A 13,419-nucleotide genomic window follows, 5' to 3' on the forward strand; every position below is an offset into this window, starting at 1 on the left:
CGCCAGGACGGGCGCCGCGTGTCGCCCCAGCCGGAAAGGGCCGGCAGCGACTGCGGCAGGATCATCCGCCCGTGGCGATTCGCACGGCGACCCGCCCCATATAGCCTGCAAGCGCGTCTCCCATGAACGGAAGAAGCAACAGCAGCCCGGCGAAAACGGCAAGAAGCTTGGGCACGAAGACGAGCGTCTGCTCCTGGATCTGGGTCAGCGCCTGCAGCAGCGAGACGACGAGGCCGACGGCGAGCGCGATCGCCATCAGAGGCCCGCCGACCTTGAGAAAGGTGACGATGCCGTCGCGAGCGAAATCGAGAATGGCTCCGGAGGTCATGATGCGTATCCGTTCCGTCAGACCGGCATCCGCATGATTTCTTCGTAGGCCGCGATCACCTTGTCGCGCACGGCGACCAGTGTCTGGATCGCGGTCTCGCTCTCGGCGACGGCGGTCACGACATCCACCACATCGGCGCGGCCGGCCGCGACGCTTGCGGTCTGCATATCCGCCTTGCGGCCAGCCTCGGCGGTGGCGTCGAGCGCCTTGCCGAGCATGGCGGAGAAGTCCGCGCCGCCGGTCTCGCTTGCGCCGCTCATCGGCGGCTTGCGCATCAGGTTGCCGGCGCCCATGCCCTTGATGTTGGCGTAGGCTCCTGCGGCGAAGCTCGGCGTGGCCATGGCTTAAGTCTCCTTCTGGAGGCGCGTCAGGCGCGCAGGATGTCGATGGTGCGCTGGATCATCCGCCGGGTGGAGGAGATCAGGTTGAGGTTGGCCTCGTAGCTGCGCTGGGCCTCACGCATGTCGACCATCTCGACGAGCTGGGTGACGTTCGGCATCTTGACGTCGCCATTGGCGTCGGCGGCCGGATTGCCCGGCTCGTGCTTGGTCCTGAAGGCACTCGGATCGCGCTGGACCTTGCCGAGCGCGACCAGCTGGGCGTCGAGTCCGCGGTCGAGATGGCGCTCGAAGCTGACCACCTTGCGGCGGTAGGGGTCCGCGCCCGCGCGTTCGGGGCCGGAATCGGCGTTGGCGATATTCTCGGCGATGACCCGCATGCGCCCGGACTGGGTACGCAGGCCTGACGCTGCAACCGCGATGCTCTTGATCAGGTCCATGAGGCGCTCCTTCAACCGCTGCTTCGGCCGATGGCGATCTTCATCAGCCCGAGGCCCTTGCTGTAGAGCGAGGCGGCGAGCTGATAATCGGACTGGTTCTGGGCGACTTTCATCATCTCGTCCTCGAGACTGACCGCGTTTCCGTTCGGCGTCGTCTCGAAGCGCGGGGCGCCAGTGTTGTCGAAGCCGCCATTGCCGCCGGAGAGGCTCATATGGCCGGCGCTGGTGCGGGCCAAGGAAACGCCCAAGCCGCCGTCGGCCTTCGGGGCCTTGAGATCGACCGGGCGGAAGCCGGGGCTGTCCGCGTTGGCGACGTTCTCCGCCAGCACCTTCTGGCGTGCCTGCTGGTAATGCATGCGCGTCTTCAGCGCCTGCAGAAGACCGCCGCCGATGCTCGCTCCGTCATTCGCCATGGCATCGGCTCCCGAGAGGGGCGGGCCGTCGGACCCGCATCACTGGGCAATTCTTGCCGGGTTCATGGTTAACGGAGAGTTAAGGTGTGGATGTTTCGCGGAACGCGTTAACCACGCGTTCACCACGTTTCCCGATCGGGAAAGCCATGTGCTATAGGCAAGGTGTTGAACCTTGGGCGAAACTTCCCGGTCGGATACCGATCCGGGACAGCCGTCGCGAGATGAGGGCGTACCTTGCAGAGCTTGTTCGGAATGGAACTGACGACCGCGCAGAAGGTGATCGTCGCCTCGGTGGTGATCCTGGTGCTTCTCGCGCTGCTTGGTCTCGTCGTGCGGCAGATCCAGGGCGGGAGACTGCGGGTGCCAGGACAAGCCGGGGGACGCCAGCGCCAGCCGCGACTCGGCGTTGTCGATACCTACGACCTCGACAGGCAGCGCCAACTCATCCTGATCCGGCGCGACAATGTCGAACACCTGCTGATGGTGGGCGGCGCGTCCGATGTCGTCGTCGAGAGCCATATCGTGCGTGGCGGCTCGCGCTCGACGACGCCGATTTTCAACGAGGCCGCGCCTCAGGATCGCCCGCTGCCGCCTTTCGAGACATTGGTGCCGCCGAGCGAGCCGGCGCTGCGCGCGGGCGAGGAGCTGCGGCGCAGCGTGGCGGCTCAGGAGCCGACCGAGCTTCTGCCGGCAGTGCCGATGCGACCGGTTCAGGTCCCTGTCGAGACGGCCTCCGCTGCCAGCGCGGGCTTTGCCGCCGCGCTGGGCCTCGAGGCGATTGCCCCGACCAAAGCTCCAACGCAGCCCCTTGCAAACCCCACTCCGCCGTTGCCTGGCCTAGCGCCGAGCTTCGCGCGCGAACACGCGCCGGCGCCGGCCGTCAGCCCGGGCGAGCTCGACGATATGACGCGCCAGCTGGAAGCGGCGTTGAAGCGGCCCTTCTCGGCGGTCCGGTCCGCCAATCTTCATGATGCGGCACTTGGCGAGCCCGCACAGGCTCCCGCTTCGGTGGCGACCCCGCCGGCAAAGCCGATCATGTCCCCGCCCAAGCCGGCTAATGCGGGCCCGGCCGAGGAGCTCAAGCCCGCGGCGCCTGTGCCGGTGCAGCCCAAGGCCGTCGCGCCGATGCCGGTCGAACCCAAGACTATCATGCCGCCGACTGTCGCGCCGCCCAAAATGCCCGAGCCCGCGTCCGCGCCGGTCTCCGCACCGACAAAGCCCCAATCGATGCTCGATATGGAAGCCGAGCTCGAAGCGGCCCTCGGACTCAAGCCAAAGGCGACAGACGCGCGCCCCAGCGAGCCGAAGCCGGCAGCGATCAATCTGCCGCCGCCCGCGCCTGTCCAGCCGCCGTTCCCTGCACCGGAGCCGAAGCGCGCGGAGAACGTGCCACCGCCGGTCGCGAAACCGGCCGACGTCCCGCCAGCGGCGGCGGCGTCGAAGCCAGAGCCCGTCGAGGCTCCCGCTGCCGCAGTCCCAGCGAAGCCGCTTCTGCCGGAGCCCGCCGCCGAGCCTGCCAAGAGCGATGTAGCCAAGGTGGAGCCTGAAAAGGCGTCCGAGTCTGTCAAGGAGTTGGATCCCTTCTCGGTCGATGCCATCGAGGCCGAGTTCGCGCGGCTCCTTGGACGCGACCCGAAGAAGGGCTGAGCCGTCGTTACTGCTGATTCGACTGACCCAGTCCGGGCGATCCCATCAACAGAAATGACGCTGGCGGGTGGGCCTTCGCCCGCTGAGCGGTTGCGCTGCTCCCGCCTCCAGCTAGCGTCGTCCGGCCAGGCCATGTGAGTCGGGCTTGAGGCACGGCTTGTGAATTTCCCAATCGGCATGGCAGGACGGCGACGGCTCGGCCGCTCTCTCGCGGGCGCGCTGCTCGTCATCGGCCTGATCGCGACGCCGGCGATGCCGCAGACGCTCTCACTTGATTTCGGCCAGGGCGGAGGCGTCGCGGAGCGGGCGCTGCAGCTCATCGCCGTGATCACGGTGCTTTCGTTAGCGCCGTCGATCATCGTGATGGTGACATCCTTCACCCGGATCGTCGTGGTGCTGTCGCTGCTGCGCTCGGCGCTCGGCACGCAGACCGCACCCCCCAACGCCGTCATCATCGGGCTTTCGCTGTTCCTGACCGGCTTCGTGATGGCGCCGACGTTGCGCGAGGCCTACACCAACGCCGTTCAGCCGCTGATCGCGGGGGAGATTCAGCCGCAGGAGGCTTATAATCGCGGTGTGGTGCCGTTCCGGGCCTTCATGCTCAAGAATGTCCGCGAGAAGGATCTGCAGCTTTTCCTCGACATGTCGCAGGGGCCGCGCCCGCAGACGCCGCAGGATATCGGCATCGAAATCGTCATCCCGGCCTTCATGATCTCGGAGTTGAGGCGAGCTTTCGAAATCGGCTTTTTGCTGTTCGTGCCGTTCCTGATCATCGACCTCGTGGTGGCCTCGATCCTGATGTCGGTCGGCATGATGATGCTGCCGCCGGTTACGGTCGCGCTGCCGTTCAAGCTGATTTTCTTCGTGCTGGTCGACGGCTGGGGGCTCGTCGCGGGCTCTTTGGTGAAGAGCTATGGCGGGGGATGAGCCCCCACAAAGGCCAGGGTCAATCGGCGTCGGTTCGACTCCCGATCCCGTTCTCAGGAATTCGTGGCCACGGCGCGAGGAATTCCCCGGTCATGGCCACGAAGGGTGGTCGTCTTACTTGGGCAGCAAGACGGTATCCACGACGTGGATGACGCCATTGCTCTGATTGACGTCCGCAATGGTTACCGTCGATTTGCGGCCTTTGGAATCGATCAGAACCAGCGCCTTGCCGGCCATCGCGACCTTGAGGGTTCCGCCTTCGACCGTCTTCAGCATCGCCTTCTTGCCGCCTGCCTTGGCGTCAGCCATCAGGTCTGCGGCGCTGAGCTTGCCCGGCACGACGTGATAGGTGAGGACCGCGGTCAGCGTGGGCTTGTTCTCAGGCTTCAGAAGAGTCTCGACCGTGCCTGGCTTGAGCTTGGCGAAAGCGGCGTTCGTCGGCGCGAACACGGTGAACGGGCCGGGTCCCATCAGCGTGTCGACGAGACCGGCCGCCTTTACGGCAGCGACGAGCGTGGTGTGATCCTGTGAGTTGACTGCGTTCTCGACGATGTTCTTGTTCGGATACATCGGTGCGCCGCCGACCGTGACCGGGGCCTGTGCGAAAGCCGGAGCGACAAGAGCCGTTCCGCCAAGCACGGCAAGGCTGATCACGGCGCCGAGCGCCGCGTTTACTGTGCGTTTCATGAAATCGTCTCCAGGATTCGCGACGAAAACAGTCGCTTAGCCGAATATACCTGGTCGGCCGTCATGGCCATTCAGGCTCCGGTTATCCCAATACGTTCATTCGAAGCACTTGGATGTGTCTTGGATGTGTCTTGGCCGGCAGGACCGAAATATTCGTCAGCCCACAATCACCCGGCCACGCTCGATCCGGAGGCTGAGTTCGCCGTTCTTCAACGCGAGAGCCTTTTCGCCGAAGACCTCGCGGCGCCATCCGCTAAGCGCCGGCACGTCGGAAAGATCGTCCGAGGCGATTGCTTCGAGATCGTCGCTGGTGGCGATGATCTTGGGAGCGACGCGCTCGGCATCGGCGACTGATTTCAGCAGCACCTTCAGAAGGTCGAGAACGGCCCCATTGGCGGGCCGGCCGCGTTCGCGTTCCAGCCGAGGCAGGGTCTTGGGATCGATTGCGGCAGCACGCTCGATCGCGGCCAGCACTTCGGCGCCGTTGCGCGAGCGTTCGAAGCCGTTCGGGACCGACCGCAATTCGGCGAGCGATTCGGTGGAGCGGGGCGCGCGCTGGACGATATCCATCATCGCATCGTCCTTGAGCACACGCTGGCGCGGCACGTCGCGCGTCTGCGCCTCTCGCTCGCGCCAGGCGGCGATTTCCATCAGGGCCGCCAGCTCCTTGGGCTTGCGTATGCGGCCCTTCAGCCGCATCCAGGCGTTCTCCGGCTTGACCTCGTAGGTCGCTGGCGAATTCAGCACCGCCATTTCCTCGGCGACCCAGCTTTCGCGCCCGGTGGCTTCGAGGTCTGCCTTCAGCGCGAGGTAGATGTCGCGCAGATGGGTGACGTCGGCCTCGGCATAGACGAGTTGCGCGTCGTTGAGCGGCCGGCGCGACCAGTCGGTGAAGCGGGAGGATTTATCGATTCGGGCCTTGGCGAGGTCATTGGCCAGTTGTTCGTAACCGACCGAGTCGCCATAGCCGCAGACCATCGCGGCGACTTGGGTGTCGAAGAGCGGCACCGGCAGCACGCGCCCAAGCATCCAGATGATTTCGAGGTCCTGCCTTGCGGCATGGAAGACCTTGATCACCGCCTGGTTGCTCATCAGCGCGAAGAACGGCGCGAGATCGAGCCCGGCAGCCAGCGGGTCGACCAGCACGGCCTCGTCGGGCGAGGCAAGCTGGATCAGGCAGAGCTTGGGATAATAGGTCGTCTCGCGCAGAAATTCCGTGTCGACCGTGACAAACGGATGGGCGGCAAGGCGCTCGCAGACGGTGGCGAGCTCGGCGGTATCGACGATCAGATGCATGGCCTTCGGCTCATAGCAGCGCCTCGGCGCGATGTCGCGGGCGTTCTTGACATTTCGCGCCCGCGCGTGTGGTTAGCCCCAAGTTCGGCTGGCCTTTCCTGGTTCACAGCAGCCTCTAGGCCGGCCCTCGACGCATTTTCCGAAAGACCGATCCCGTGACCCTGCATCGCTACCGTTCCCACACCTGCGGCGCGCTCCGCGACAGCGACATCGGTTCGCAGGTGCGTCTCTCCGGCTGGTGCCATCGCATCCGCGACCATGGCGGCGTGCTGTTCATCGACCTGCGCGACCATTACGGCATGACACAGGTGGTGATCGACCCGGATTCGCCGGCCTTCGCGGATGCCGAGACGCTGCGGTCGGAATGGGTCGTGCGGATCGACGGCAAGGTCAAGGCGCGTCTCGAAGGCACCGAGAACGCCAATCTGCCGACGGGCGCCGTCGAGGTGTTCGCGACCGGCATCGAGGTTCTCGGCCCTTCGGCCGAGCTGCCGCTGCCGGTGTTCGGCGACCTGGAATATCCCGAGGATACGCGGCTGAAATACCGCTTCCTCGATCTGCGCCGCGAGAAGCTGCACAACAACATCATGCTGCGTACCAAAGTCATCGACTCGATGCGCACGCGGATGAAGGGACAGGGCTTTTCCGAGTTCCAGACCCCGATCCTGACCGCTTCCTCGCCGGAGGGGGCGCGCGACTTCCTGGTGCCGAGCCGCTTGCACCCGGGCAAATTCTACGCGCTGCCGCAGGCGCCGCAGCAATACAAGCAGCTGATGATGATGGCGGGCTTCGACCGCTATTTCCAGATCGCGCCCTGCTTCCGCGACGAGGACCCGCGCGCCGACCGCCTGCCGGGCGAGTTCTACCAGCTCGATGTCGAGATGAGCTTCGTCGAGCAGGAGGACATCTTCGCGACGATGGAGCCGGTCATCGGCGGAATCTTCGAGGAGTTCGGCAACGGCAAGTCCGTGACCAAGAACTGGCCGCGCATTCCCTATGCCGAGGCGATGGCGAAATACGGCTCGGACAAGCCTGATTTGCGTAACCCGCTGGTTATGCAGGATGTCTCCGAGCATTTCCGCGGCTCGGGCTTCAAGGTCTTCGCCCGTATTCTCGAGGGCGAGAAGAACCGCGTCTGGGCGATTCCCGCGCCGAAGGGCGGCTCACGCGCTTTCTGCGACCGGATGAACTCCTGGGCACAGGGCGAAGGGCAGCCGGGGCTCGGCTACCTGATGGTCAAGGAGGACGGCGAGGGGCAGGGGCCTATCGCCAACAATATCGGGCCCGATCGCGTCGCGGCGATCATCGCGCAGATGGGATTGAAGGGCGGCGACGCCTGCTTCTTCGCGGCTGGTGATCCGGACAAGTTCGTCAAGTTCGCGGGTGCGGCCCGCAACAAGGTTGGCTCGGAACTCGGGCTGATCGACGAGAACGCCTTTGCCTTTGCCTGGATCGTCGATTTCCCGATGTTCGAGTGGAACGAGGACGAGAAGAAGGTCGATTTCTCGCACAACCCGTTCTCGATGCCGCAGGGCGGGCTGGAGGCGCTGATGACGCAGGATCCGCTCTCGCTCAAGGCGTTCCAGTACGACATCGCCTGTAATGGCTACGAACTCGCCTCGGGGGGCATCCGCAACCACCGTCCCGAGGCGATGGTGAAGGCCTTCGAAATCGCCGGCTATGGCGAGGAGACGGTGGTCGAGCGCTTCGGCGGCATGTATCGCGCTTTCCAATACGGTGCGCCGCCGCATGGCGGCATGGCGGCCGGTGTCGACCGCATCATCATGCTGCTGGCGGGCGCGACGAACCTGCGCGAGGTGGCGCTGTTCCCGATGAACCAGCAGGCCGTCGACCTCCTGATGGGCGCTCCCGCCGAGGCCTCGCCGAAGCAGCTTCGCGAGGCACATCTGCGCATCAACGCGCCCGAAAAGAACGGCTGAGCCGGCATGACACCCTGCAACTCGCGGCGCGCGCTGGCGCTCGCCTGCCTCCTCGTGCTGCCGCTGGGCGCCTGTGTCTCGGCCGGCAGCGACAGCGTCGCCCGAGCCTCGGCTCTTGCCACGACGATCTCGCGCGCGAGCGCATGCCGGGCCGGTGCGCCGCAACGCGTAACGCTCGACCGTTTTCTCGCGGCCGAGACCGCGCGCGGTGCGACGAGCGACCAACTGGCGGCCGCCCGCTCGGCCTATGTCACGGTGTCGGAGGCTGAGACGATCAACCAGGGCGTTCGGCCGCAAGCCTGCGGCGCCGAGGAGAGGGCCGCGCTGAAGCTGCGCATGACCGACATCCGCGCCGGAAACTTCGAGGCGCGCTGAGCGGATCGAGCCTGCGCCATGTCAGCCAAGCTTTTCGTCGGTGCAACCGCTTTTCTGGCCGCCGGCTGCAGCCAGATGGCAGGCCCGATCCCTGGAACGGTGGAATACGCGGCCGCGACGGTTTCCCGCGCCTATGATTGCGGGCTCCGCGTCGACCGCGGCCGCGTGCTGGCCAAGCTCGACAGGCAGGAGCGGCCGGCCTTTATCGCCGCCAACGCGAGCTACGCCGTGAGATCCTACAAGGCGCCGCATGCCTGCGGAGCGGCTGAACGCGTCAGGGTCGAAGGCGAGCTGACAGCACTGTCGCGACGCTGAATTCGCTTGATTCCGGCCGGCCCGATGGCCAGAACGCGGCCATGCTCGCCGCCTCGATCACCGCCATCGTCGTCAGCTACGACAGTGCAGACGTCCTGCCGGCCTGCCTCGATGCGCTGGCTAGGGAGGGCGTGCCGGCGATCGTCGTCGACAATGCGAGCGGCGACGACAGCCGCGCCATCTCGGCGGCGCGGGGCGCTCGTGTTATCGCCAACCTCCGCAACGAGGGCTATGGCCGGGGCAACAATATCGGCATCGCGGCGGCCGAGACGCCTTTCGTCCTGATCGTCAATCCCGACCTCGAACTCAAGCCAGGGGCCGCAGCTGCGCTGCTCGATGCCGCCAGGCGCTATCCGGAGGCTGGCATGCTGGCGCCGCGCATCGTCGAGCCATCGGGGCGTGTCTTTCTCCAGCCACGCTCGTTGCTGTCGCCGGGCCATCTCAACCGCAGCGGCGCGATGCCCATCCCTGATGGCGATGCCTGCCTTCCCTTCCTGTCCGGCGCCTGCCTGCTGGTTCGTCGCGAGCTGTTCCTGGCTCTCGGTGGTTTCGATCCGTCGATCTTCCTGTTCTACGAGGATGACGATGTCTGCCGGCGCATGCGCGATGCCGGCCATGGGCTGGTTCATGTCCATGAGGCCGAGGTGCAGCACGGGCGAGGGCGGTCCTCCGCGCCGTCACCGCAACGTCGCTTCAAGGCGCGCTGGCACCTCGCCTGGTCGGAGCGCTATGTCTCCCGGAAATACGGGCTGCCCGAGCCCGGCAGGAGCGGGGTCTGGCGGAACATGGCGAAGGCCTTCGGCTATGGGCTGCTGTTCAAGCGCGAGAAGATGTTCGCGCATCTCGGCTCCGTCGCCGGCGCTCAGGCCTGGGCGCGCGGCGAGACGGCACTGGCTCAGGAAGGGCTGGAGGAGGCGCCTTGATCGGCCAGGCACCGACGGTCGATCAGGCGCTGCGCAGCCCGCATAACAATTTCGGCTGGCTCCGGCTGGGTATGGCGCTCGCCGTCGTCGTCTCGCATGCCTATTCGGTGACCGATGGCCGGGTCGAGCAGGAGCCCTGGTTCCTGACAACCGGCTTTACGCTCGGCGAGCATGCGGTGAACGGTTTCTTCGCCATCTCGGGCTTCCTCGTCACGATGAGCTTCGTGCGGCGCGGGTGGCGCGATTATGTCGTGGCCCGCCTGCTCAGGATCGCGCCGGGGCTGGTCGCGGCGACTCTGGTCGTGGCGCTGCTGCTGGGCGCAGCGATGACGACGCTGGATCGCGGCGCTTATTTCAGCGACCCGCGCCTCTGGCGCTTCATCTGGGGCACGTTGACGAGCTTCAAGAGCGCGGCGGCCTTGCCCGGCGTTTTCGAGGCCAACCCGCTGCAGTTCCCGATGGGAACGGTCTGGACGCTGAAATACGAGACGCTGTGCTATCTCGGTGTGATTGCGGCCGGCTTTGCAGGGGTCCTGGCCCGGCCGCGTCTCGCGCTTGGTATCGGCGCGGCTTTGGTGCTGGCGGTCGTCGCGCGGGAGATCGTCGCGCCGCATGGGGCGAAGAGAACCGAGACGGCTTTGCGACTGCCGCTGATGTTCCTCGCCGGAGGGCTGGTCTATCTTTTTCGCGAGAAGGTGCCGACCTCGCTGCCGCTGTTGGCGCTCGCGCTCGTTTTGCTGGTGCCGTTATCGTTCACGCCGCTTTACAAGGCGGCGCTTTATCTCGTGACGGCCTGGGGCGTCCTTGTTCTCTCCCTTTCGCCTGTCCTGACGGGGCGGCTGGCCGAGCCGGGCGCCGATCTGTCCTATGGCGTCTATCTTTATGGCTGGCCGATCCAGCAGGCGTTGCATGCGCTGATGCCGACATTGACGGCGACCGCGCTGCTGCTGCCATCAATGTTGCTTTCGCTCCTGGTCGCCGCACTGTCGTGGTTCTGGGTGGAAAAGCCGGCGCTGGGTCTCAAACGGCGGCTGCTCGGGATGCCGCGACCGCAGCCGTGAATTCCGCGACGCGCTCGCTCAGGAGCAGCGGGAGCAGGGTGTCGATCCGATCCTTCGGCAAATCCCACCAGCGGGTTTCGAGCAGCGAGGCGACCGCCGTCTCGTCGAAGCGCAGGCGCACCACTCGCGCCGGATTTCCGGCGACGATGGCATAGGGCGGCACGTCCTTCGTCACGACCGAACGAGCGGCGATGGCCGCGCCGTGGCCGATCGTAACGCCGGACAGGATCATGCACTGCGAGCCGAGCCAGACATCGTGGCCAATGACGACATCGCCCCGCGTCGCGTCGAACCCGGTGAGGCCTGAGGCCTGCGGCCACAGGCGCGGCAGCGCGGGGAAAGGGTAGCTCGTCACCCAGTCAAGCCGGTGATTGCCGCCCAGTAGGATCTCGACGCCGTCAGCGATGGAACCGTAGCGCCCGATGACGAGGCGTGCGCCGCTCTCCGGAAAACGCACCTTCGGTCGCCCATAGGTGTAGGCGCCGACTGCGATCTGGCCGGGCCGTCTGGCGACGAGATGCGCCAGATGCAGCCTTGTCTGGTTGTCGCGGTTCAGATGCTTGCGCAGCAGACCGCGCGCGGTGGGCGGCAGGCCCGCCCACCAGGCTTGAAGGGTCGTGGGGCGCCAGTCGCGGTCGTCGGTGACCGCGCCGCCGACCTCACTGCGCATCGGCCTTGATGTCGATCTTGTCGAACACCTCGGCCGGCTGGGTGATCGTCAGCACGTCGGCGAGGCCGAGCCCGGATGCTGCCTTGGCGCTGGCCTGCACGGTCAGGGTGCCCGGCTTGGCGACGAAGCGGGAGACGGCACTGGCGAGGGTCTTGGCGCCGTCCGAGGGGCCCAGAATGGCGGCCAGTCCCATACTCGCGATCATGGCGTATTGCTGGCGCACCTCTTCGACCTTGCGCTTGGATTTGCGCGCTTCGTTCTCGATCAGCTTCTCGACCAGCCCGAAGTTCTGCAGCTTGATTTCCACGCTACGCGCGGTGGCGCCGAGCGCCGCAACCTGAGCCAGAGCGAGATCGCTGGCGAACAGGTCCTTGGTGACGTTGCCGAGGGTTGCGTTGGCGTCGATGCGGGCCAGGTTGGCCGCGCCAAACGAGAGCGGCTTGATGCCGAGTTCGTTCTTCACGGCGTCCCAGGCGAGGTCGAGTTTCGCCGAAAAATCGATCGACGTGATGCCCATCGCGATGAGGTCCTTCACCGCCGGGTTGGCATCGGTCGCGACGATGGGCGCGACGAGCTTGTCGATGGTGAGGCCCATGCTGGTGGGGACGCCGTTCAACTGCTCGCCGCCGCGCAGTTCGAAACTCCCGAGCGCGACCTTGATCGGCTCCTTGGCAGGGGGCGAGGGCGGCGCTTCGATCGCGATACCGCTGACCCGCACCGTGCCGATCTTCGGGACGAACCGGCGGTAATCGATGGTGTCGAGGTCCGGATTTGGCTGAGCCAGCAGTATCCTCAGTTCGCGGAACGTATCGGCGAAGGAGAAACCCGAATAGCCGATCAGATCGAAGCGGCCCTTGACCGCACCGCTGGAGAACTGAAGCTCTTCCATTGCGAAGCCCGATTTCTCGGGCGTGTTCTCGCCGAAGGCCATGCGCGCGATCTTCAGGTCGATTGGGTCTTCAGGACGTTGCTTGTCTTCCGCGCGGGGCTTTTCGCCGGCGGCCGGGCCGGGCCGGGCCGGAGGGACGAGGTGCATGACGATGTCGCGGACCTCGCCGCTGCCGTATTCGACGGTGTCGAACAGGGCCAGGCCGGACAGCGCGAGTCGCTTATGCGCTTCGTCGTCGAGCGCCTTGGCGGCCTTGTCCCCGGGGGCCACGTCGGGGCTCTTCTCGACTTCGGCCGAGGCCTTGCCGAGCTTGTCGATCACCTCCAGCATCGGCTCCGGGCCGACTTTCGCCGCGAAATTGCGGCCATTGGCCCGGCCGATCGACATCGTGCCGGCCTGTCCGAGGTCGATGTCGTAGCCCTCCTGCTCGAAATTGCCGATGAGCGGCAGGTAGGGTTCGCTGGCACCGGGTGCGGATTTTTCGGTCAGGACGCGCACGGTCTGCTTCAGGTCGAACGCATCGAAGGCGGTGCGCTTCAACGTGCCTTTCATCGCGCCGGTCTTGCCGCCTGTTGCGGTCAGACTGCCGCTGGCGGATTCGCCATGGCCGATTTTACCGTCGCGAATATCGGTCAGGCGGATATCGCGATAGGTCGTGCTCTGCTTCTGATCGCCGAAACTCTGCTCCATCGTGAGCTCCGGCGCGCTGATCTCGGCGGCCGTCAGCTTTGCGGCACGCACGGAAGCCGGCTCATTCGCTGTTGGAGCGAACAGGGCGAGAAAGGCGTCCTTCTCCAGATTGGAGCCTTTGACCGTGACCTTGGGGATGCGCAGCGCCATCTTGCCGAGGTCGATGCGCACATCGTCGATCTGGAAATCGGCAGCGCGGGCGGGCGCGCCTGCGAAGACGATAAGGCCGACGAGAGCGGTGCCTGCGAGAGAGGCCGATCGGCGCGAGCGCGCAACGGTCATGAAGTTCTCCTGTTCGATGCAGCCGGAAACTGCCGCAACACGGCCGGGAAGGGAAGCCATTCCCGTCAGACGGGCGGTGCGGACACAAATGATCCTGACGGAAATCTTGACGGCGCCGTGACGACAGGCGCCATCTGTCGAAAATTCGCCATCCGGCCCAGCTATCGGGCAAGGGGCGATAAAGCCTTCGGAGACCAC

The 13,419-nt window shown here is 65.9% G+C and carries 15 protein-coding genes; 7 read left to right on the forward strand and 8 right to left on the reverse strand.

The window, feature by feature from the left end:
* Nucleotides 1-61: 61 nt before the first annotated feature.
* The 4 genes from fliQ to flgB are packed head-to-tail and all read right to left on the reverse strand — an operon-like array spanning nucleotide 62 to nucleotide 1,519.
* A complete protein-coding gene (fliQ, locus tag AC1DR6_RS06195; RefSeq protein ID WP_476828303.1) occupies nucleotides 62-328 on the reverse strand; it encodes a flagellar biosynthesis protein FliQ in 267 nt (88 codons plus the stop codon).
* A 17-nt stretch (nucleotides 329-345) separates the two neighbouring features.
* The gene (gene fliE, locus AC1DR6_RS06200) at nucleotides 346-669 is read right to left on the reverse strand and encodes a flagellar hook-basal body complex protein FliE (RefSeq protein ID WP_476828304.1); all 324 of its coding nucleotides are present in this window, start codon (nucleotides 667-669) and stop codon (nucleotides 346-348) included.
* A 26-nt stretch (nucleotides 670-695) separates the two neighbouring features.
* Nucleotides 696-1,106, reverse strand: coding sequence for a flagellar basal body rod protein FlgC (gene flgC / locus AC1DR6_RS06205; protein WP_476828305.1), 411 nt, complete (start codon nucleotides 1,104-1,106; stop codon nucleotides 696-698).
* An 11-nt stretch (nucleotides 1,107-1,117) separates the two neighbouring features.
* Complete coding sequence (gene flgB, locus AC1DR6_RS06210; RefSeq protein ID WP_476828306.1) at nucleotides 1,118-1,519, reverse strand: flagellar basal body rod protein FlgB; 402 nt, start codon at nucleotides 1,517-1,519, stop codon at nucleotides 1,118-1,120.
* Between the two features lie 252 nt (nucleotides 1,520-1,771).
* Between flgB and AC1DR6_RS06215 the strand changes: the two genes are divergently transcribed.
* Nucleotides 1,772-3,166 (forward strand): hypothetical protein, encoded by a 1,395-nt coding sequence (locus AC1DR6_RS06215; protein WP_476828307.1) that lies wholly within the window; start codon nucleotides 1,772-1,774, stop codon nucleotides 3,164-3,166.
* 177 nt (nucleotides 3,167-3,343) lie between these two features.
* Nucleotides 3,344-4,093, forward strand: coding sequence for a flagellar type III secretion system pore protein FliP (gene fliP / locus AC1DR6_RS06220; RefSeq protein ID WP_476828455.1), 750 nt, complete (start codon nucleotides 3,344-3,346; stop codon nucleotides 4,091-4,093).
* Nucleotides 4,094-4,207: 114 nt separating this feature from the next.
* Here the strand turns inward: fliP and AC1DR6_RS06225 are convergent, their stop codons facing one another.
* Nucleotides 4,208-4,780: a fasciclin domain-containing protein gene (locus AC1DR6_RS06225; RefSeq protein ID WP_476828308.1), complete on the reverse strand. Its 573-nt coding sequence runs from the start codon at nucleotides 4,778-4,780 to the stop codon at nucleotides 4,208-4,210.
* Nucleotides 4,781-4,936: 156 nt separating this feature from the next.
* A complete protein-coding gene (rnd, locus tag AC1DR6_RS06230) occupies nucleotides 4,937-6,076 on the reverse strand; it encodes a ribonuclease D (protein ID WP_476828309.1) in 1,140 nt (379 codons plus the stop codon).
* 161 nt (nucleotides 6,077-6,237) lie between these two features.
* Here rnd and aspS point away from each other — a divergent pair, with 161 nt between their 5' ends.
* From aspS to AC1DR6_RS06255, 5 genes are read left to right on the forward strand one after another with little or no spacing between them, the layout of a single operon-like run.
* Complete coding sequence (aspS, locus tag AC1DR6_RS06235) at nucleotides 6,238-8,016, forward strand: aspartate--tRNA ligase (RefSeq protein ID WP_476828456.1); 1,779 nt, start codon at nucleotides 6,238-6,240, stop codon at nucleotides 8,014-8,016.
* A gap of 6 nt (nucleotides 8,017-8,022) precedes the next feature.
* Complete coding sequence (locus AC1DR6_RS06240) at nucleotides 8,023-8,391, forward strand: hypothetical protein (protein WP_476828310.1); 369 nt, start codon at nucleotides 8,023-8,025, stop codon at nucleotides 8,389-8,391.
* 18 nt (nucleotides 8,392-8,409) lie between these two features.
* Nucleotides 8,410-8,706, forward strand: a complete 297-nt coding sequence (locus AC1DR6_RS06245) for a hypothetical protein (protein ID WP_476828311.1) — start codon at nucleotides 8,410-8,412, stop codon at nucleotides 8,704-8,706.
* 41 nt (nucleotides 8,707-8,747) lie between these two features.
* Nucleotides 8,748-9,629, forward strand: coding sequence for a glycosyltransferase family 2 protein (locus tag AC1DR6_RS06250; protein ID WP_476828312.1), 882 nt, complete (start codon nucleotides 8,748-8,750; stop codon nucleotides 9,627-9,629).
* Entirely contained in the window at nucleotides 9,626-10,690 is a 1,065-nt protein-coding gene (locus AC1DR6_RS06255) for an acyltransferase family protein (RefSeq protein WP_476828313.1), read from the forward strand. The genes AC1DR6_RS06250 and AC1DR6_RS06255 overlap by 4 nt, the downstream gene beginning before the upstream one ends.
* On the opposite strand, the gene AC1DR6_RS06260 is transcribed toward AC1DR6_RS06255, so the two are convergent.
* Nucleotides 10,650-11,360, reverse strand: a complete 711-nt coding sequence (locus AC1DR6_RS06260) for a CatB-related O-acetyltransferase (protein WP_476828314.1) — start codon at nucleotides 11,358-11,360, stop codon at nucleotides 10,650-10,652. The genes AC1DR6_RS06255 and AC1DR6_RS06260 overlap by 41 nt on opposite strands.
* Nucleotides 11,350-13,221 carry a hypothetical protein gene (locus tag AC1DR6_RS06265; protein WP_476828315.1) on the reverse strand — a complete coding sequence of 624 codons (1,872 nt, stop codon included), beginning with the start codon at nucleotides 13,219-13,221 and terminating at the stop codon, nucleotides 11,350-11,352. Before AC1DR6_RS06265 ends, AC1DR6_RS06260 begins: the two co-directional genes overlap by 11 nt.
* Nucleotides 13,222-13,419 lie beyond the last annotated feature (198 nt).

Source organism: Allobosea sp. P5_A5, assembly GCF_056400625.1.

Coding starts and splice junctions, on each gene's coding strand:
- flgB (WP_476828306.1), bottom strand. CDS start 1,519: ATGGCGAATGACGGAGCGAGCATCGGCGGCGGTCTTCTGCAGGCGCTG.
- AC1DR6_RS06265 (WP_476828315.1), bottom strand. CDS start 13,221: ATGACCGTTGCGCGCTCGCGCCGATCGGCCTCTCTCGCAGGCACCGCT.
- flgC (WP_476828305.1), bottom strand. CDS start 1,106: ATGGACCTGATCAAGAGCATCGCGGTTGCAGCGTCAGGCCTGCGTACC.
- AC1DR6_RS06240 (WP_476828310.1), top strand. CDS start 8,023: ATGACACCCTGCAACTCGCGGCGCGCGCTGGCGCTCGCCTGCCTCCTC.
- AC1DR6_RS06250 (WP_476828312.1), top strand. CDS start 8,748: ATGCTCGCCGCCTCGATCACCGCCATCGTCGTCAGCTACGACAGTGCA.
- AC1DR6_RS06260 (WP_476828314.1), bottom strand. CDS start 11,360: ATGCGCAGTGAGGTCGGCGGCGCGGTCACCGACGACCGCGACTGGCGC.
- fliE (WP_476828304.1), bottom strand. CDS start 669: ATGGCCACGCCGAGCTTCGCCGCAGGAGCCTACGCCAACATCAAGGGC.
- rnd (WP_476828309.1), bottom strand. CDS start 6,076: ATGCATCTGATCGTCGATACCGCCGAGCTCGCCACCGTCTGCGAGCGC.
- AC1DR6_RS06225 (WP_476828308.1), bottom strand. CDS start 4,780: ATGAAACGCACAGTAAACGCGGCGCTCGGCGCCGTGATCAGCCTTGCC.
- fliP (WP_476828455.1), top strand. CDS start 3,344: ATGGCAGGACGGCGACGGCTCGGCCGCTCTCTCGCGGGCGCGCTGCTC.
- AC1DR6_RS06245 (WP_476828311.1), top strand. CDS start 8,410: ATGTCAGCCAAGCTTTTCGTCGGTGCAACCGCTTTTCTGGCCGCCGGC.
- AC1DR6_RS06215 (WP_476828307.1), top strand. CDS start 1,772: ATGGAACTGACGACCGCGCAGAAGGTGATCGTCGCCTCGGTGGTGATC.
- fliQ (WP_476828303.1), bottom strand. CDS start 328: ATGACCTCCGGAGCCATTCTCGATTTCGCTCGCGACGGCATCGTCACC.